General features: G+C 59.8%; 19 protein-coding genes. 16 read left to right on the top strand and 3 right to left on the bottom strand.

Annotated features, from left to right (window positions below):
• The 5 genes from AC0L4C_RS00515 to AC0L4C_RS00495 all read left to right on the top strand — a co-directional run bounded on the left by AC0L4C_RS00515 (window position 1) and on the right by AC0L4C_RS00495 (window position 4,894).
• On the top strand, window positions 1-591 hold the full coding sequence (locus tag AC0L4C_RS00515) for a hypothetical protein (RefSeq protein WP_473401559.1): 591 nt from the start codon (window positions 1-3) through the stop codon (window positions 589-591).
• A gap of 1,084 nt (window positions 592-1,675) precedes the next feature.
• The gene (locus AC0L4C_RS00510; RefSeq protein WP_473401558.1) at window positions 1,676-2,320 is read left to right on the top strand and encodes a recombinase family protein; all 645 of its coding nucleotides are present in this window, start codon (window positions 1,676-1,678) and stop codon (window positions 2,318-2,320) included.
• A gap of 54 nt (window positions 2,321-2,374) precedes the next feature.
• Window positions 2,375-2,887, top strand: coding sequence for a hypothetical protein (locus tag AC0L4C_RS00505; protein WP_473401557.1), 513 nt, complete (start codon window positions 2,375-2,377; stop codon window positions 2,885-2,887).
• A gap of 227 nt (window positions 2,888-3,114) precedes the next feature.
• Entirely contained in the window at window positions 3,115-3,534 is a 420-nt protein-coding gene (locus AC0L4C_RS00500) for a hypothetical protein (RefSeq protein ID WP_473401556.1), read from the top strand.
• An 82-nt stretch (window positions 3,535-3,616) separates the two neighbouring features.
• Complete coding sequence (locus tag AC0L4C_RS00495; RefSeq protein ID WP_473401555.1) at window positions 3,617-4,894, top strand: hypothetical protein; 1,278 nt, start codon at window positions 3,617-3,619, stop codon at window positions 4,892-4,894.
• A gap of 10 nt (window positions 4,895-4,904) precedes the next feature.
• Here AC0L4C_RS00495 and AC0L4C_RS00490 read toward each other — a convergent pair whose 3' ends face one another.
• On the bottom strand, window positions 4,905-5,201 hold the full coding sequence (locus AC0L4C_RS00490) for a hypothetical protein (protein WP_473401554.1): 297 nt from the start codon (window positions 5,199-5,201) through the stop codon (window positions 4,905-4,907).
• Between the two features lie 57 nt (window positions 5,202-5,258).
• A complete protein-coding gene (locus AC0L4C_RS00485; protein WP_473401553.1) occupies window positions 5,259-5,639 on the bottom strand; it encodes a hypothetical protein in 381 nt (126 codons plus the stop codon).
• A 68-nt stretch (window positions 5,640-5,707) separates the two neighbouring features.
• Between AC0L4C_RS00485 and AC0L4C_RS00480 the strand changes: the two genes are divergently transcribed.
• Both AC0L4C_RS00480 and AC0L4C_RS00475 read left to right on the top strand, forming a co-directional pair.
• Window positions 5,708-5,944 carry a helix-turn-helix domain-containing protein gene (locus AC0L4C_RS00480; RefSeq protein ID WP_473401551.1) on the top strand — a complete coding sequence of 79 codons (237 nt, stop codon included), beginning with the start codon at window positions 5,708-5,710 and terminating at the stop codon, window positions 5,942-5,944.
• Between the two features lie 108 nt (window positions 5,945-6,052).
• Entirely contained in the window at window positions 6,053-6,970 is a 918-nt protein-coding gene (locus AC0L4C_RS00475) for a DUF4238 domain-containing protein (protein ID WP_473401550.1), read from the top strand.
• Window positions 6,971-7,002: 32 nt separating this feature from the next.
• Here AC0L4C_RS00475 and AC0L4C_RS00470 read toward each other — a convergent pair whose 3' ends face one another.
• Window positions 7,003-8,613, bottom strand: a complete 1,611-nt coding sequence (locus tag AC0L4C_RS00470; RefSeq protein WP_473401549.1) for a subtype B tannase — start codon at window positions 8,611-8,613, stop codon at window positions 7,003-7,005.
• A 488-nt stretch (window positions 8,614-9,101) separates the two neighbouring features.
• On the opposite strand from AC0L4C_RS00470, the gene AC0L4C_RS00465 reads away from it, so the two are divergent.
• From AC0L4C_RS00465 to AC0L4C_RS00425, 9 genes are read left to right on the top strand one after another with little or no spacing between them, the layout of a single operon-like run.
• Complete coding sequence (locus tag AC0L4C_RS00465; RefSeq protein ID WP_473401548.1) at window positions 9,102-9,470, top strand: hypothetical protein; 369 nt, start codon at window positions 9,102-9,104, stop codon at window positions 9,468-9,470.
• On the top strand, window positions 9,467-10,315 hold the full coding sequence (locus tag AC0L4C_RS00460) for a shikimate dehydrogenase (RefSeq protein ID WP_473401547.1): 849 nt from the start codon (window positions 9,467-9,469) through the stop codon (window positions 10,313-10,315). Before AC0L4C_RS00465 ends, AC0L4C_RS00460 begins: the two co-directional genes overlap by 4 nt.
• A complete protein-coding gene (locus tag AC0L4C_RS00455) occupies window positions 10,312-11,121 on the top strand; it encodes an amidohydrolase family protein (protein WP_473401546.1) in 810 nt (269 codons plus the stop codon). Before AC0L4C_RS00460 ends, AC0L4C_RS00455 begins: the two co-directional genes overlap by 4 nt.
• Before the next feature lie 46 nt (window positions 11,122-11,167).
• Window positions 11,168-12,313, top strand: coding sequence for an ABC transporter substrate-binding protein (locus tag AC0L4C_RS00450; RefSeq protein ID WP_473401545.1), 1,146 nt, complete (start codon window positions 11,168-11,170; stop codon window positions 12,311-12,313).
• Window positions 12,314-12,368: 55 nt separating this feature from the next.
• Entirely contained in the window at window positions 12,369-13,247 is an 879-nt protein-coding gene (locus AC0L4C_RS00445; protein WP_473401544.1) for a branched-chain amino acid ABC transporter permease, read from the top strand.
• A complete protein-coding gene (locus AC0L4C_RS00440; protein ID WP_473401542.1) occupies window positions 13,247-14,224 on the top strand; it encodes a branched-chain amino acid ABC transporter permease in 978 nt (325 codons plus the stop codon). Before AC0L4C_RS00445 ends, AC0L4C_RS00440 begins: the two co-directional genes overlap by 1 nt.
• Window positions 14,221-14,979, top strand: coding sequence for an ABC transporter ATP-binding protein (locus AC0L4C_RS00435; RefSeq protein WP_473401541.1), 759 nt, complete (start codon window positions 14,221-14,223; stop codon window positions 14,977-14,979). The genes AC0L4C_RS00440 and AC0L4C_RS00435 overlap by 4 nt, the downstream gene beginning before the upstream one ends.
• Window positions 14,972-15,697 carry an ABC transporter ATP-binding protein gene (locus AC0L4C_RS00430; protein WP_473401540.1) on the top strand — a complete coding sequence of 242 codons (726 nt, stop codon included), beginning with the start codon at window positions 14,972-14,974 and terminating at the stop codon, window positions 15,695-15,697. The genes AC0L4C_RS00435 and AC0L4C_RS00430 overlap by 8 nt, the downstream gene beginning before the upstream one ends.
• Window positions 15,694-16,569: a shikimate dehydrogenase family protein gene (locus AC0L4C_RS00425; RefSeq protein WP_473401539.1), complete on the top strand. Its 876-nt coding sequence runs from the start codon at window positions 15,694-15,696 to the stop codon at window positions 16,567-16,569. The genes AC0L4C_RS00430 and AC0L4C_RS00425 overlap by 4 nt, the downstream gene beginning before the upstream one ends.
• Window positions 16,570-16,601 lie beyond the last annotated feature (32 nt).

Raw genomic sequence — 16,601 nt, 5'->3', positions numbered from 1 at the left:
GTGAAGTTCGAGTTTGGACCGGTAGTCTTCAACCTGCCTGAGAAAGCAAACGCTGCCTCCGACGAACTGTTTGTGGTGCTCATGGGCTGGTTATCCTTCGAGGGGCCTGACTTTGCGTTGCCGCTAAAAACAAAGAACTTCGGGACAGAGGTTGGCTACTTCCGCCGACGCGGGAACTCGCTCGAGCATGTTTTCGGAGCCCACTTCGACATGGACGAACACCGTGCCGGCCATCCCGTTTTTCACGTCCAGATAGGCTCGCAGCAAGCATTGGCTCAAGCTGCAGTACATGAGTACCGAATAGCCTCAAATCCCGCACTGCAGCACGTGGACCACATGGTTCGAATGCTGGGAAACGTCCGTGTTCCATCGGCCCAGATGGACATCTTCGCAGTGGTTGCACAAATTGCCGCGGACCACTTGCTATGGGAGAAGTCAGACGACCTTCAGCTGTCCCGCTTTCGAAATTTGCGTTTGTCCACCGAGTTCATGATCGGCGCAGCTCACCGGATGGCCTTCTTAAATTCGCCTCCGGCGAACGGGTGCTTCCGCTCACCGCACTGGTACAAAGCGGTGCCCGCAATCGCCTAGCGCAGTGGTGGAACTGGTAGACGCGCCGGATTTTTTCTTGCCCTGCGTCAGAGTGTCTCAAAGTGGTGGATTTTGACGAACTTGCAGGCGGAACTCGCACGGATTTAGTTTCTACCACTGCGGCTTGATCAGGCTGTCACCGGATCAGTAATCCGGCACGACTACCAAAACCACCACAAAGCCCTTGTTGACCAAAGGCTTAACCCCCTTCATATGGGTACCCCTCTGCAACATTAAGAGAGAATGCCGGCATGATAACGATCCGGTTGGGCCACTACCATTTTGGCATCGAGCTTTGGTGCGCAATCACCGATTTCAGTAGGTGGGACTTCGGCCACGAGCATCGTGCGAACCTCTTCGACACACACGCATGGTGGATCGGCCCGTTTCACATCCTACGATGCGACACCCGGCCTAGCGTCGAGACGACGACGCCGATCGTGGATAGCGATGGTGTCGACCAGTGAGCGATCAGGCAAAAAAGCTTTGGCGACCGTCGGCCAAGCGCAGGAAGGCCGATTGGTACATGTATGCCCCGTTTGGTCCCGAACTCACCCAATCGCTGAAGAAGATGGGGATGGACGTTTACATCGCGGCCAGAGCCGCCGCACGCCAGCGTGCGACAGCACACCTGCGTCGTTATCCTCCTCCGCCTAAGCCGTCGAAAGGTCCGCCAGGACCCTCGATAGTTGACCTGTATGAGGCGTGGCTCAAGGAACGTGGCGATCGTTAGCCCATGCGTAGCGCTGTGGGTCGGTGCTCAAAATGACTGGGTAGCAGCCAAGTCAGTCGTCAGAACACCCCGGACGGGATTTGGGGTCGCTCGCGCAAGACGTCATATACGTGAAGTGCGACGCGACGTTTCCCCCCTCCGGGGTGCCTTCATTTTTGGAAGACGGCCGCCGATCGCAGTGTCGTCCAACGAGACTGCCCCTACGCGCCAATGGCAGGCGCCCGCTGTAGGGTGATGCCATTTGGGTATACCTCAAACGAACCATCTCGTGGGTAGTGTCATAAGTGGTCTTGACAGACCCTAAACGAACCGATGATTCTGACACCATGCAAAACGTACCGGAGCGTCATCGTGTTCGTTCGTGCTTACCTTCGCGCCTCGACTAAGGAGCAAGATGCCTCGCGGTCTCGAGCCGACCTTGAGGCCTTTGCGAAAGACCGCGGCCTGGCCATTGCCACACGCTATGTCGAGAACGAGAGTGGGGCGTCCCTGAAGCGGCCCGAACTCTTCAAGCTCCTAGAAGATAGTGAGCCAGGCGACATCTTGTTGGTCGAACAAGTGGACCGCTTGAGCCGCCTCAACGCGGCCGATTGGGAGCATCTCCGGGCCGAGATCCGAAGGATTGGACTTAGGGTAGTTGCCCTAGACCTCCCAACCTCCTGGCAGCTCGCTACGGCGGGAAAGGATGAGTTCACGTCCCGGATGGCGGAGGCCATTAACGGGATGTTGTTGGACATGTTGGCGGCAATTGCCCGCAAGGATTACGAGGACCGCCGTCGCAGGCAGTCCCAGGGCATCGCCAAAGCGAAGGCAGACGGGAAGTACGCCGGACGCCCGGAGAACGCGAGGCGCAACGCAGCCATCATCGCCATGTTGGAGGCCGGCCTAAGCTGGAGCACGATCATGGCGGCAAATGATTGCTCACGATCCACGCTTGCCCGGCTGGCCCGACGCCGAAAGGCCGCGACAGAGCCTGCACGAAGTGGCTTGAAATGACGAGCGAATTGGTCAACTTAGCACTCAGCGCCATCACCCTTTGAGCCTTCAAATATGCCCATGGACGTCCTAACGCTGAAGACCGTTGGCATCTACTTTGCCCATCGTCAGACGCCGACAGGTGTGTGGTCGGCCGGCCTGGATTGGACCACCGCGGCTGGGCCACAGCAGAACCTACTCGATGGTGAGTGCGAGGCGCTCGCAACCAACGGCCGCAACATTGGGGCAGACGTACTGGCGGTGTTGGCAGGCTTGAGATTCGCTCGAGGTGTCGGCCTCCCGATTGAGGTCCACACCAGAAATGCGAGTGTACGAGACACGATCCCGAAATTCTACGACGGGTGGGTGCGGAATGGATGGAAGAACTCCAGGGACAAGCGCCCCCACTGCCTCGACGAATGGAAAGAGATCAAGGCCATCTGCGACGAGACCAGTGTGAAGTGGGTCATGCGTAACAGCGGACGGGCGGACAAGATCGCCGACTACGAGCATTGGGAAACATGGCTTTCGGACACGAGGGAGGCCTACCTTCGGGACCGTGCGATGGCTCGAGACCCATGGGGCTGAGTGCACAGGAGAGGTGCGTGCTGCCGGGATGCGCCCGCCCCACTCAGACATCCGCCGGCAATGGCCACTCAGCTCGCTACTGTAAGCAACACGTCGAGTTTCATCGGCGCCACGGCTCCTACTGGTTTCGCAGCCTCACACTGGCGAACCTGCAGGAGCACCGTGCAAGCGCCGCAGCGTGGGTCCGGAAGCACGGGGATGACGTTCGCGTCAGCAAGGCGGTCCAGATGATCGCCGCGCGACTTGCTGGGGCAGGGCCAGAGGTCAACGCGTACAGCCTGAAAGAGAAGTCTGCAAAGGAGCGGGCACAGATCGCGTTCGCACGTCTCCGGGGCGCAGGGACCAAGCCGGAGCTCGTATTGGAGCGCATCCTCGCTGTGTCGGCCTGCTGCGACGCAAAGGGCATAGACGGCAGGCAGAGGGAGTACCGCCAGGTGCAACTCGCAAAGGCCGTCCACAGGCTCGCCAGCGGCACCCACAAGACCTCGTCTGGGTTTGCAATGCCCTCGAAGTATCCGCGGTCGGAAGGCATGGTGCTCCGCTACATGGGGAAGTGGCTTCAGGACGTCGTCGCAGTGGCGCTTGGAGGGCGAGAAATCGGCGAGGTGGTCACTCGCAATATCGGGTCCTCGAGCGAAAACGTATGACATCCCGTGAGTATTTACCTGTCGGGAGGATAACCGTCCCCTATACGTATAGCTCGCCTCTACGTCCTCCTTTGACCGCGACATGACGTCTGAGCTCGAGGTGTTGGGTGAGGATGAGGAGATCGACCATCTCCCCTCATCAGACTTGAAGTACTGCGCAGCGCTGGGTCTCGGGGACGGGCTGCTTGATGATGTCCTGGAGCAACTTGCTTTGGTCGCACTGGCAGATCTCTCCCCACGCGACGTGCCACGACGCGACCTGGCTATGAACGTCCACCGGATCGTACGGGCGCTGCTTGCAAATCTCGTCGAGCTGCAACACTTCAAGTCCGTCGGCGCAAAGCTCTACTTGCCCTTGGCTCGGCGTAGAGCGACGCGTTACCACCCCGCAGGGCAAAAGCATTTGGGCGGCGTCATCAGGGCGCTGGGCCAAGCCGGCCTCCTTGTCGTCTTCCCGCCTGTCTTCAAGCAGAAGCGTACCGCGGTCTGGCCGGCCAGCGAGTTACGCAGCAGGATCCAGGAGGTGGTCGAACCGGGGGCCGCTCTTGTAAAGGTGGAAGTGGAGGAGTCGCTGATACTTAATGCGAGGCCCGATGCCCCCGAGATAGCCGGTGTCGCCCAGCTCCCTGTCCTCATCGACTACGCTGACACCGACGAGACCCATCGCCTCCGCGTCGAAATAAACCGCCTGAACGCCTTCCTGAACTCCCAATCGATAGCGCTGCGTGGAGTTAGACAGCCTCCGATCCACTTGAGGCGGCACTTCAAGCTCCGTCAGGTCGGCGATCCTCACACGTTCGACCTGCACGGCCGTCTCTATGGGGCCTTCTGGCTTCGAATGAAGGCCGTGGAGCGGCACCACCTGACGGTCAATGGCGAGCCTGTTGCAGACCTGGATTTCTCCGGCATGTTCCCGAGGCTGGCGTACCTGCACGTGGGACAGACACCACCCGATGGCGATCCCTACGAAGTGGAGGGTCTCAGCAGGGTAGCCGTGAAGATGGCTTTTGTGATGCTCCTCGCGTCCGCCGCCACGATCGGGAGAGCCTCTTCCGATCTCAAGGAGCTTCTACCTCCGGGCGTCACTTTCAAGGGAGCGAGGGAGTTGATCTCCCGTCACCATCCCCATCTTGAGCCGGTCTTCGAGACCGACCTGTCGCTCCAACTCATGTACACCGAGAGTCGCGTCCTGATGGCTGTCCTCACTGACCTCATGGCGCAGGGCATACCCGCGCTGCCGATGCACGATGGCATCATGGTTCCCGTGTCCGCAGAGGCTCCCGCACGAGCCGCAATGGCAGCGGCCTCAGAGTCAGTCTGTGGTGTCGCACTCCCGGTGGTTCGCAAGACGGACTGGTGAGACCATCCAGCTAGATGCGAGCGAAAATTCGGGACATGTGCGTGTCGTTGCGATTGTAACCCTTGCGTGGAGCGTGGGAGGCCTCGTCCAGGATCGTCGCGCCACGAGCCTCATCCAACCGGAGTAGCTTCCACCCGGTCCGTTCATTGCTTTCACTACCGCCGCGCACTTGGAACACCCGCATCGCGTCGTTACCTGCCGTTGTCTGTCCTACCAGGTGGACTTCTACTACCCGAGAAAAGCCGTCGTAACTAACCTGGAGACACTTGCCTTGGGCGATGGCATCGCATGCGGTCTGGCGCAGCATGTTGACCCTCCGAAACCGACGCCAGCGTACCCTGATTCTATGGGTTGGTAGTCACTGCTAGCTGGCAGCGGCCCGATAAGGCACGTGCCGCAGGTCTGCAGCGGCCAGCAGCGTATCCCGCAGCTCAATGCCCTTCTTGGTGAGGCTCACGGCCTTACAGCGAGCATCCTCTTCCACCGCCCACACTTCCACCAAACCCAGTCCGGGGACACCTGTACGGCGCTTCCGCCCCAGGTAACGCAGGTGCCGGGAAATGGTGCTGGCCGGCAGTTCCACCTTCGAGGCCACATCGGCGATGGTGAGGGGGTCTTGGCTTTCCCTATCCGTGCCCCAAAGGGCGACCGCTAGAAAGGTGTTCATTAGGGCCGCGTTGATCTCGTGTTCGAGGGACATGAAGGTCTTGTTCACTTCAACCAAACCAGCAAGGGCGCGAGACATCCATCACTCCAGAAATGTGTCAGTTGGCACACGAATGTAGACGATCGTCCGTGGGCCGATAGTCCACAATGCGATTTATGGGAGGCGTGGAGAAAATTCAAGAAGTCCTCGCCAAAAACTTGGCGGCCGCCCGTCGCCGCATGAAAGTGTCCCAAGAGACCCTCGCGGATATGGCAGGGGTCGACAGGACGTTCGTGTCCGGAATTGAGCGCCGAGTCAGGAACCCATCCATCACTATCGTCGACAAGCTAGCTAGGGCATTGGGCTGCACCGCCGCGGATCTTCTCCGAGACGACGAGGGGTAGACCGATCGGTCTAAGAGCCGGGTTGCTCGAGCAGCGTTGCATTAAGGGATCACGCGTTCTGATTGGTAGTGTCGACTCAGTCGGATCTTGGATTCACAGGGCCTGGCCATGACGTCCAACGGACAACCTCATCGCCATCACTACATCCCGCGGATGGTGTTACGAAACTTCACGAATGAGCGTGGAGGGCTCTACTTTTGGCGGCGCGGAGCCCCAGTCGCCGAGGTCATTAGCGCTATGCCGGCGGACCTCTTCGTTGAGAAAAACCTCTACACAATGATCGATGAAAACGGCGAACGCGACTTCTCGACCGAGTACTGGTTCGGTCGCCTTGAGTCTCTGGCGGCCCCGTTTATCCGACAGTTTCTCCACATTGTGCGCCATGGTGGCACGCCAATTCTGGATCCCGGCTACTGGGACCTCTGGCACGTCTACAATTACCATGCACAGAAACGCACCGTCGCTTGGCACTCTCGGTTCCTCACCCGAGACGACCTGCTTTCTGTAATGCAGGGCATCGCAACGGAGGCGGAGTGGGCAGAGCATCAACGGGCGTGGCAGGAGGACCCCGAGGACGCCCTAAGGATCATGAATAATGCGCGAATCGCATCGCAAATACACCCTATGCCCGACGAATTGCTCGCCGAGCTCCGCAGTCGAGGGCTAGCGATCTACGTCGCGCCACCGCGGACCTCCTTCATCCTAGGTGACGAAATGAGTACGGGTGCAATGATCAGTGCACGCGGGAAGGGTGCAAGGGCGCGTCGGGTCCAGTTCATGCCAATAGCTCCGGACATAGCGGTCGGCTACTGCAGGACCAAGGGCGTCCATCTGGAACATATCGACCCTCCTGACGTTCGCCGCATGAACGAGGCCATGGTCAGGCAGTCGTGCCTAATAGCTGGAAGGTCGCGAGCGCACATCGTCTCGCTGTCTCGGATGCCATACGATCCACCGCGGATCGCAGAAGGTCTGCTGCGCAAAATGCAGGGTGAACCAGACCAGCCGCACATCGACTGGAAATGAGGCCGGCATACTCTGCCGGCCCCACGGAACGCCTAGGGCTTCCCCGCGGCGGCAAGCTTCTCGGCCAACCAGGCATAAGCTTCCTGCACGTCGTAGTTGCCGCTGTGGGGGCGCATCCAAGTCAGCTTGAAGTTGGCATCCTGGACCGACGGGTCATTGAAGACCGCGTGATAAAGTGCCAACTCCACGGCGAATGAAGTGTCGCGGTCAACCATGCCGTGACGCAGGTACCAATTCGGCGCCGTGTCGGCATCCGTGTTCAGGAACTCGAACGGATTGATCAACCGCAGCTGGGCGCCCAACAGTGACTCGCTATTGGAGGCCGTCGCCCAGTCCATTCCTGTATCGTCTTTGCCCGAACCATCCCCGGCGACCTGATTGTTGGTCCAGCCGTACTCGGTGAAGTTGCTGTAGGGGAGGGCGTTGGAGCCGAACAGCGAGTTTTCACCTCGGAGACCTGAGTGGTCCGTGTTGGCGGTCGTATCGAATGCCGGCACGATCTTCAGCTGCGAAGCGGTGGTTACAAACCGAAGATACTTCTCATAATTGATGCTGACGATCTTGCCGTCGGTGACGTCGAGCCAGTCGTTGATCACATCGGTCGTCTGCCCGCGATTGGTCAGCGAGAAGCTCTCTCCAAGTGCCGGAATCTTTTTGCCCGACGCAATCATGGCCTCGGTCTCTTCGCGGACGGCAGCGACGATTGCTTCCACCATGGCATCGGCGTCGAGGTTTTTGCCGTCTTCGGTCTTGAGCCCAAGACTTTCAATGTAGGCGGGGTAGGCGGCGGCGAGAGTGGACGAAGCATTTCTGGCAACATCCGTGTAGTCACCCTGGGTCGTGTTGGCTTCAGATCGGACCGATGCGAATTGCCACTCGTAGGCAATGTCCGCATTGCCAAGGTCTGTGATCGGGCAATAGGCTATCGTCGCGAAAACATCGTCTGCGAGGCTGCTGGTGCCATCAGCCGCAATCCCAGCCGCGCCGACTTCGGCCAAATACGGGAAGTACGCCGGGCTGTTCCCACTGGCCGCAACAGCGGCAGAGAGCGCTCCACCGCCGCTGGTACCGGTAATGACTATCCGCTCAGCACTACCTGGGATCACGTCGTCGTTCAGACGAAGATAGCGAATGATGGCTTTTGCATCGACAACGGCGGCGGGCGCCTTACCCGCGAAGGTCCCGTCCGCTGCCAAGGCGCCGCGACTACGGGTGCCGGCACTCACGATGACATATCCGGCCTCGAGGGCCTTGCCGATAGGATCGTCGTTGCTGGTGCTGGAGTAGGCACCCCCCGCTTCGACTTTGTCGGTCACCTGGCTGGCGAACCATCCGCTGTTAGACACATGGAGGATGATCGCAGTCTGCTGATTGTCGTACGCACTTTGGGGAACGTAGATGATCACTTTGTGATACGAGAGGGGATCAGCGAGTGGCGTGCCCTGGCCGTTGTCAGGAGCCCCGTTTGGAGGCACACCCTTCGACGGCTGGACGGGCGCCATCTGGATCGGCTTGCCTACGTAGACCGTCTCATAACGCCGAACCTCAAGCGGTCTGCCGTCGACGTTGACGTTCAACGTTTCAAACGAATTCGGATTGAGGCGTAGCGCATCATCGAACGCACCGGCGGCAAGTGTCTGCATGGGGCTCACTGTCATTAGCGTAGCGCCCCAGAGGGCGCACATCTTCACCAGACCCCTCATGGGTCGCTTGGTTGTGTCACTCACTTTGATCCTCCCCGAAACGGCCGCCACCGGAAAGTCGAGGCGGATGAGGAAGGCTATCGACGTCGATATGCCCGGGATAATTCGGTTTCGGCCCGGCCCATAAGCACGCGCTATTCGCCAGCCCCGATCTCGAAATGCCCTGTTAGTTGGCCACTCCCGCTTCGAAGGCGGCCGCTGATATCGACAGGAGCAGCTTACGCGGAGGCATGAGGCACAGCCACATCCAATAGCTCGAACTTATACCCTCGCTGCAAGATTGAAATGGCCGCACGGGGGGCTGTCTGCGAGCTTCCCTAAGCCCTCATGGAGGAGGGCGGGGGAGAATAGAGCGTGTTTCGACCATTTGAATCTGTCGCCAAGTGCGCCGTTGCTTATCGCGGGCAACTACGGTCGGAGCTTCTGCCGTGACGGAGGCTACGACAAATCCCCCGAGCGATCTTCTGCTGCTGACAGTCGTGTTGCGCCATGACCAGACCCGCATCGTCAGCGAGCTTCAGGAACAGATGGCGGAGCAGGACTACTTCGGGAAGTTTCCTCCTGAGGGCGTGGAGGTGGTCAGCTGGTACGTGATGATGGGCCTCGGTCAGGTCGTCACCTTGAAGTTCCCCGCGCACCGGCTTCGTGAAGTGAACCGCTCCATCGAGGGCACGGCATGGGGCGCGTTCAGGACCGAAATCTACGCGACCTATGACTTCAGGCCGGTTGCTCGTGATCAGCGACAGGGAAAGTTGACGATCGCTGATACCGCTTTGCCTAAGGAGACGAGCAAATGACCTCGTCCCCACGTGCATTCGTAATGGGCCACCCCATCGCCCATTCTCGCTCGCCAATGATGCATCGGTACTGGCTCGACAAGCTGGGCATCGATGGAACCTACGATCGGCTTGACGTTCCGCCCGACGGTATCCCCGATTTCTTCGCCGCGTTCAGAGCTGAGGGCTGGGTAGGTGGCAATGTTACCGTACCGCATAAGTCAGCGGTCGTGCCGTTTCTCTCGCGTATTGACGATGCGGCGAGGGCGATGGGCGCGGTCAACACACTGTGGCGGGAAGGCGATGATCTGGTTGGTGGCAACACTGATGGGATAGGCTTCATCCACAACTTGGACGACCGCGCTCCGGGTTGGGATAGCGGCGCTAGCCATGCGGTAATTCTCGGTGCGGGAGGGGCCGCTCGCGCCGCGACTTATGCTCTGCTCGAGCGTGGTTTACGCGTCACTCTCTGCAATCGGACGAGAGACAAGGCTGACAGGCTTGCTGCGCACTTTGGCGCTGGGGTCGCCGTCGCCGAGATCGATAAGCTGACTGCTACCCTGGAGAGTACTGATCTCCTCGTCCACGCCACCAGTCAGGGGATGGTAGGGCAGCCACCGATCGACATCGATTTGGCACCGCTGCGCCAGTCGGCCGTGGTTTGTGACGTTGTCTACGTGCCCCTCGATACCGCCTTGCTGAAGGCCGCCAGGGCAAAGGGGCATCGAACCGTCGATGGTTTGGGCATGCTCATGCATCAGGCCGTCGCAGGCTTCACTCGCTGGTTTGGCCAGATTCCCGTGGTTACCGAGGAACTGCGTACCATCCTGTCCGATGACATCCGCGCCAAGACGCCCGGCGCATGACGACAACAACGTCAATATGGTGGGACTGTCACACGCATGCGTTCGGGCCTGCCGACGAGTACCCATCCGTTCCAGATGCCGCGTATGCTACGCCTGTCGTGAAACCGGCAGCCCACGAGGCCGAGGCGGCTGAGGCCGGCTGCCGTGGCGTGGTGTGGGTCCAGCCGTCGATCTACGGGTACGACAACTCCTGCCAGATCGCCCAGGTCAAGCGGAGCGGGCATACATCGCGGGCGGTGATTGCTCCGCCTGCCTCTGCAAGCAACCACGAGTTGCGGGTTCTGAGTGACGCCGGAGTGCGGGGTCTGCGCCTCAACCTTGTAAGTCGCGGTGGCAACGGTCTGGATACGCTCGAGCCATTCCGGAATGACCTCAAAGATCTTGGCTGGCACGTTGCGGCGTTTCTCAACGGCACACAAGGTGAGGTGCTTGATGAGGTTATGGCGAAGGTCGAAGTGCCCGTGGTGCTCGACCACTTTGGCTATGTCGGGCGCTCGCCTGCGCCGGAGATCGCTGACTTCTCTAACCTCTATCGCCATATCGACAGTGGTCGATTGTGGGTCAAGATATCGGCGCCCTACCAACTGAGCAGCCGTCCGGGTTGGCCGGAGGCCGAGCGCCTTGCTCTGGAACTGCTGCGCCGCAACCCAGGGCGGGTGCTGTTCGGAAGCAATTGGCCACATGTCGGCCAGGCCTCACCTCATCACATCTCCGATCTTCGACAGCTCACCGAGGGGTGGCTGTCCTCTGCCGGTGTCGAGCCCACGCAGGTCTTCAGCACCAACCCATCCCAACTCTACGCATGATGCAAAACCAATCCCGGCACGAGCCGGTGACTAAGGGAGGACGAATATGAATAAGCGTAAGTTCCTTTTTGCGGCTGTGTTGTCCGCCGCTGCGCTCACCATGTCTGCTGGGCAGGTAGCCGCGCAGGACAAGATCCAGTTGCCATGTCTCTGCGAACTGTCAGGACCCGGCGCTGTGTCGGGCAGCAACTACCGTGATGGCGCCCACCTTGCCATCGACGAAATCAACGCGGCCGGCGGCATCCTCGGCAGCCAAATTGAGATGACCGACTACGACACGCAGTCGGATCCTCAGGTATCCCGTGCGCTCGCACAGAAGGCGATCGACGGCGGTGCCTACGCGATCATCGGCACCGTGTTCTCAGGGTCTACGGTCGTCAACATGTTGGTCGCGCAGCAGGCCGGCGTGCCTCAGCTCACTGGCTCGGAAGCGCCCAACATCACTGCTCAGGGCAACCCCTACATCTTCCGGACTTCGTCGAGTGCCGCCAAAGGCGTGCCCGGCCTGACGGTCTACTTCAAAGACACCCTCAAGGTGACGAAGATCGGTGTCGCTTGGGTCAACAATGAGTTCGGCAAGGGCGGCCACGATGTCTTCATCAAGGAGATGGAGACGGCAGGCATCGAAGTGGTCTCCGACGTGCCAAGTGAGCAGGGCCAGGCCGACTTCGCGGCCGACGTTTCCAAGCTCAAGGAGTCGGGCGCCGAAGCCGTCTTCGTCTATCTCAACGAAGAAGAGTCGGCTCGCTTCCTCAAGGAGGCCAAGAAGCAGGGCCTCTCTGCCCCGCTGGTCGGCGAAGTAACATTGACCGGGCAGAAGGTGATTGACCTCGCCGGCGATGCAGCCAACGGCGCCTTCGCTCACGTGGGTCTCACCACCGGCGCCGACGTGCCCTCGATCAAGGAGTTCGCCGCGAAGTTCCAGGCCAAGTATGGCCGTGATACCGACCACAACGGCATCAAAGGCTATGTTGCGGTTTACGCGGTGAAGTATGCGACCGAACTTGCCGGGTCGATCGACCGACAGGCGCTTGCAGACAAGCTCCACAACCTCACCCTCGACGTCGCAACCTATCCGGGAATGCTGCTCACGACCACTTGGGACGACAAAGGCGAAATGTCCCGCGAGAGCTTCATGACCGAAGTGAAGGACGGCAAGCAGGTCGTCATCGGCACCGTGCCGGCGAACTGACAATGTCGGCGCCTCTTCGGAGGCGTCGACCACTCATCTGACGGAGGGCAGCCAGTTGTCCCAATTCATCCAAGTGCTGCTCTCGGGGCTCGCCACAGGTTCCATATATGCCTTGGCCGCCATCGGCTTCACACTTCTGTGGCAAGCCGCCCAAACGGTGAACTTCGCACAAGGCGAGTTCGTCATGCTGCCGGCCTTCTTCGTTCTCATAGCCATTCACGTCTTCGGCTTCCCACTCTGGCTCGCGCTCGCGTTCGGGTTGCTGGTGGCCGTGCTGATCCTCGGTCTGCTCTTCAAAAAAGTGGTCGTCGAGCCGATGGGCGCCCACCTTGGTCTGCCCCTTGTCATCGCCACAATGGCACTGAGCATTCTGCTCAAGGAGGGCACCAAGAAGTTTTACGGAGCCGAGGCCCAGCCCTTTCCGGAGATATTCCCCCAGAACACGATGAACGTGCTGGGCGCGATCATCTCTGTTCAGGACATCCTCAACCTTGTGACCTCTCTCCTGGTGGTCGTGGGCCTGACGTTGTTCCTCAATCGCACTCGTACAGGACGCTGCATGCAGGCCACGGCGCAGAACCCGGCGGTTGCACAGATCCTTGGCGTCAATGTGAAGCGGATGGTCCTTTATACGTTCCTAATCAACGCCGCACTGGCAGCGCTTGCCTCATTCCTCATATCGCCGCTCTACCTCGCTAAATTCTCCAATGGTGAGACCCTAGGCATCGTCGCATTCATCGCTGCCATCGTTGGGGGCTTCAATCAGATCCGCGGCGCCTTGGTGGGCGGCCTCCTAATCGGTGTGCTGGACAACCTTACGGCGACCTACGTGACGGCCGAATACCGCGCGGCACTCCCGCTTGTGCTTCTGATCGCGGTGATCCTTTGGCGGCCGCAAGGACTGCTTGGAACGTCAGAAGGAAGGAAGGTCTGATGCCCCGCTTTGTCAAACCGGCGGCGCTGCTTGTCGGACTAGTGTTCCTGCTTTTGGCTCCGGTCGGGCAGGGCAACTACATCACCTACATCCTCTGTTCGTGGCTCATCTTTGCCATCGCCGCGATGGGGCTCAACCTGACGCTTGGATATGCAGGGCAGATCTCGCTCGCTCAAGCTTCGTTCATGGCCATCGGTGCCTACACGACTGCGTTGATCACACTTGCCGGGCTGCCTTGGATATTGGGGTTGGCCGCGTCGATCCTAATCTGCCTGGCTGTGGGTCTTGCGCTGGGGTTCCCGGCACTCCGGGTACAGGGGCACTTCCTCGCGTTCGTCACTCTTGCCTTCAACACGCTGGTGTTTCTCGTAGCCCGCAACGAAGACTGGCTAACGGGTGGTACTTATGGGTTGAGCGGTATGCCTCGCCCCAGCTTCTTCGGCTTTGAAACCGGCCGCCAGTTGCCATTCTACTACTTCACGTTGGCCGTCTTCCTACTGGCTGCGATCGTGATGTGGGGTATCGTCAGGTCCCCGTGGGGCAGGGCATTCAAGGCCCTTCGAGAGAATCCCATTCGCGCTGAAAGTCTGGGGCTGGACACGCGCACGATTACACTGCTCGCCTTTGCGATCGGATCTGCTTACGGCGGCATCGCGGGTGCTCTCATCACGCCGCTCGTTCAGTTCATCGAGCCCGGTTCATTCGCCGTCGGGCACTCATTACGCATCCTGCTGATGGTGGTTGTGGGTGGCGCAGGGTTCTTCTTCGGGCCGCTATTGGGAGCCGCTGTGGTCATCATACTGCCCGAGCTGATGCGCTTCACAGAGGGCTACTACCTCATGATCTATGCAGCAGCCGTCATCGTCCTGATGGTCTTCTGTCCCTCGGGTCTCATTGGTCTGGGCCGCAGCATCGTCAACCGCTTTCGCCCCCGAACCGAGGTACGAGCCGACTTCAAGCAGGGAGCACAGCTATGAGCGCCGAGTGTTTGCTTTCGGTCTCCGACATCACGAAGCGCTTCGGAGCGATCCAGGCTGTAAACGGCGTGAGCTTCGAGGTGAAGCGCGGCGAGATCCTTGGCCTAATCGGTCCAAATGGCTCGGGCAAATCCACCCTGTTCAACTGCATCCTGGGGCAGCTTCTGCCCAACAGCGGCACCGTCCAGGTGAAGGGGAAGCCCGTTCTCGGCAGGCGGGCCAATCAACTCAGTCGTCTGGGTGTGGGTCGGACGTTTCAGCAGCTCTCGGTCTTCCCCCAGATGTCCGTCCTCGACAACATCATCCTAGCCGGCCAGGAACACAGGGGCTCGTTGCTTGGGCGCCTTTTTGGCAAACCCGATGCCGGGCTCACCGCAGATGCGGATCGAATGATCGAATTTTTCCGCCTCACCCATCTGCGCGATCAGATGGCGGGCTCGCTCTCATACGGCCAGCAGAAACTAGTCGACGCTGCGATGGCCTTCATGGCCGAGCCTGACTTGGTATTGCTCGACGAACCTGCGGGCGGCGTGAACCTCACCATGCTTGGGGCACTGAAGGATCGCTTAGTCGCCTACAACAAAGAGCATGGGACCACCTTCGTCGTGATTGAACACAACATGGAATTTGTCATGGCCCTGTGCTCGCGGATCATCGTCCTAGCCGAAGGGACAATCATTGCCGAAGGCACGCCCGACGAAGTCCGAAACAATCAAAAGGTGATCGACGCCTACCTTGGAGGCGGACATGCTTGAACTCAAGAACCTCTACGGCGGTTACGGGAAGATCACCATCCTGAACGGAGTCAGCTGTGAAATTCCGCGGGGTTCGATCACCACTGTGATCGGTCCCAACGGCGCGGGTAAATCCACCGTGTTCAAGGCCATCTTCGGCTTGCTCTCGATCCAGTCCGGGCAAATCCTGCTGGAGGGGACCGATGTCACAAGGCAGAGCCCGGCGCAGATGATTGCACGAAGGGTGACCTACGTTCCGCAGGGACGCAATGTGATCCCACAGCTGTCGGTTTGGCACAATCTCGAGTTGGGTGGGGTAACCTCGCCAGACCAGGCGCTCGTCCGCCGCCGCATTGACCAGGTGATGGAGCAGTTCCCGATGTTGCGCGAACGGCGCAATCAGAAGGCCATCGAACTCTCTGGTGGTCAACAGAAGCAGCTCGAGGTCGCGAGGGCCCTTCTGCTGGACCCCAAGCTCATTCTCATCGACGAACCATCGATTGGATTGTCACCCAACCTCGTCCAGGAAGTCTTCGTCACCCTGCAGCGACTTCGCGATCAAGGTGTCACGGTTCTAATGGTGGAGCAGAATGCCAAGGCAGCCCTCGCTATTTCCGATTTTGGTCTGGTGCTTGAACTCGGCCAGACCAGGATGCACGACAGGGCATCCACGCTGCTCACTGATCCCCGTGTAGGTCGTCTATTCCTAGGCGGCTCGGTGGAAACGACCGCGGCATGACCTCGAACGTCAGTCGCGTTCGACTCGGGCTGGTGGGAGACAACATCAGGCTGTCCCAGTCGCCGGCATTCCACGCTGCCGCGGGCAGACAAGCTGGGCTTGACGTCTCCTATGAATTGATTGTTCCAGCTGAGCGTGGCGAGTCATTCGAGCAGGTTATCGAGCGGTGCCGACTCGAGGGGTTCACTGGGTTGAACATCACCTACCCGTACAAGGAACGTGTCCTCCCGTTCCTTGAAAGCATCGACCCAGACGTGGCCCGCATCGGCTCGTGCAATACGGTTCTGTTCCGGCCGAGGGGCCCGAGTGGGTTCAACACCGACTATAGTGGTTTCATGACCGCCTTTCGCCAGGGCTTCTGCGACCGGTCTCCGGGCCGTGCGTTGGTCGTCGGTGCCGGCGGCGTAGGACGGGCGGTGGCGTTCGGTCTGGCTCGCCTTGGAGCAACGCAGATACTACTCGCTGATAATGACCAATCGCGAGCGAAGTCAGTGGCGGCCGCGCTCCGCGAACAAGCTCATGTCGATGCAACTTTCGTCGCCGTTGAGCACGGCGGGCGAATTGCCGATGGGGTTGTAAACTGTACTCCGATCGGGATGACCGGCTATCCGGGATCGCCGGTGCCCGACGAGTGCCTTGCGGAAAAGGCGTGGGCGTTTGACGTGGTCTACACTCCGCTCCAGACGACATTTGCAGAGCAGGCGAGAAGAGGGGGAACACCTTTCGTAGGCGGGTATGAGCTCTTCTTCAACCAGGCGGTTGACGTCTTCCGGCTTTTCACGGATCGGATAGTACTGGCTCCCGAGGACCTTCGCATCGAGCTTGGTGGTCCGGAGCCCATTCGCCACCCTGCAGCTGTCCGACGTAACTGAGCGACCCTTCCTAATCCCCCTCCGAAGAATGC

Source organism: Devosia sp. J20-27 (genome assembly GCF_055808595.1).
This window is presented reverse-complemented; position numbering and strand designations above follow the sequence as displayed.

Excerpts from the sequence above, each read along its gene's own strand:
- AC0L4C_RS00505 (WP_473401557.1), top strand. The coding sequence starts at position 2,375 with ATGCCCATGGACGTCCTAACGCTGAAGACCGTTGGCATCTACTTTGCC.
- AC0L4C_RS00500 (WP_473401556.1), top strand. The coding sequence starts at position 3,115 with ATGATCGCCGCGCGACTTGCTGGGGCAGGGCCAGAGGTCAACGCGTAC.
- AC0L4C_RS00495 (WP_473401555.1), top strand. The coding sequence starts at position 3,617 with ATGACGTCTGAGCTCGAGGTGTTGGGTGAGGATGAGGAGATCGACCAT.
- AC0L4C_RS00490 (WP_473401554.1), bottom strand. The coding sequence starts at position 5,201 with ATGCTGCGCCAGACCGCATGCGATGCCATCGCCCAAGGCAAGTGTCTC.
- AC0L4C_RS00485 (WP_473401553.1), bottom strand. The coding sequence starts at position 5,639 with ATGTCTCGCGCCCTTGCTGGTTTGGTTGAAGTGAACAAGACCTTCATG.
- AC0L4C_RS00480 (WP_473401551.1), top strand. The coding sequence starts at position 5,708 with ATGCGATTTATGGGAGGCGTGGAGAAAATTCAAGAAGTCCTCGCCAAA.
- AC0L4C_RS00475 (WP_473401550.1), top strand. The coding sequence starts at position 6,053 with ATGACGTCCAACGGACAACCTCATCGCCATCACTACATCCCGCGGATG.
- AC0L4C_RS00470 (WP_473401549.1), bottom strand. The coding sequence starts at position 8,613 with ATGCAGACACTTGCCGCCGGTGCGTTCGATGATGCGCTACGCCTCAAT.
- AC0L4C_RS00460 (WP_473401547.1), top strand. The coding sequence starts at position 9,467 with ATGACCTCGTCCCCACGTGCATTCGTAATGGGCCACCCCATCGCCCAT.
- AC0L4C_RS00455 (WP_473401546.1), top strand. The coding sequence starts at position 10,312 with ATGACGACAACAACGTCAATATGGTGGGACTGTCACACGCATGCGTTC.
- AC0L4C_RS00450 (WP_473401545.1), top strand. The coding sequence starts at position 11,168 with ATGAATAAGCGTAAGTTCCTTTTTGCGGCTGTGTTGTCCGCCGCTGCG.
- AC0L4C_RS00440 (WP_473401542.1), top strand. The coding sequence starts at position 13,247 with ATGCCCCGCTTTGTCAAACCGGCGGCGCTGCTTGTCGGACTAGTGTTC.
- AC0L4C_RS00435 (WP_473401541.1), top strand. The coding sequence starts at position 14,221 with ATGAGCGCCGAGTGTTTGCTTTCGGTCTCCGACATCACGAAGCGCTTC.
- AC0L4C_RS00430 (WP_473401540.1), top strand. The coding sequence starts at position 14,972 with ATGCTTGAACTCAAGAACCTCTACGGCGGTTACGGGAAGATCACCATC.
- AC0L4C_RS00425 (WP_473401539.1), top strand. The coding sequence starts at position 15,694 with ATGACCTCGAACGTCAGTCGCGTTCGACTCGGGCTGGTGGGAGACAAC.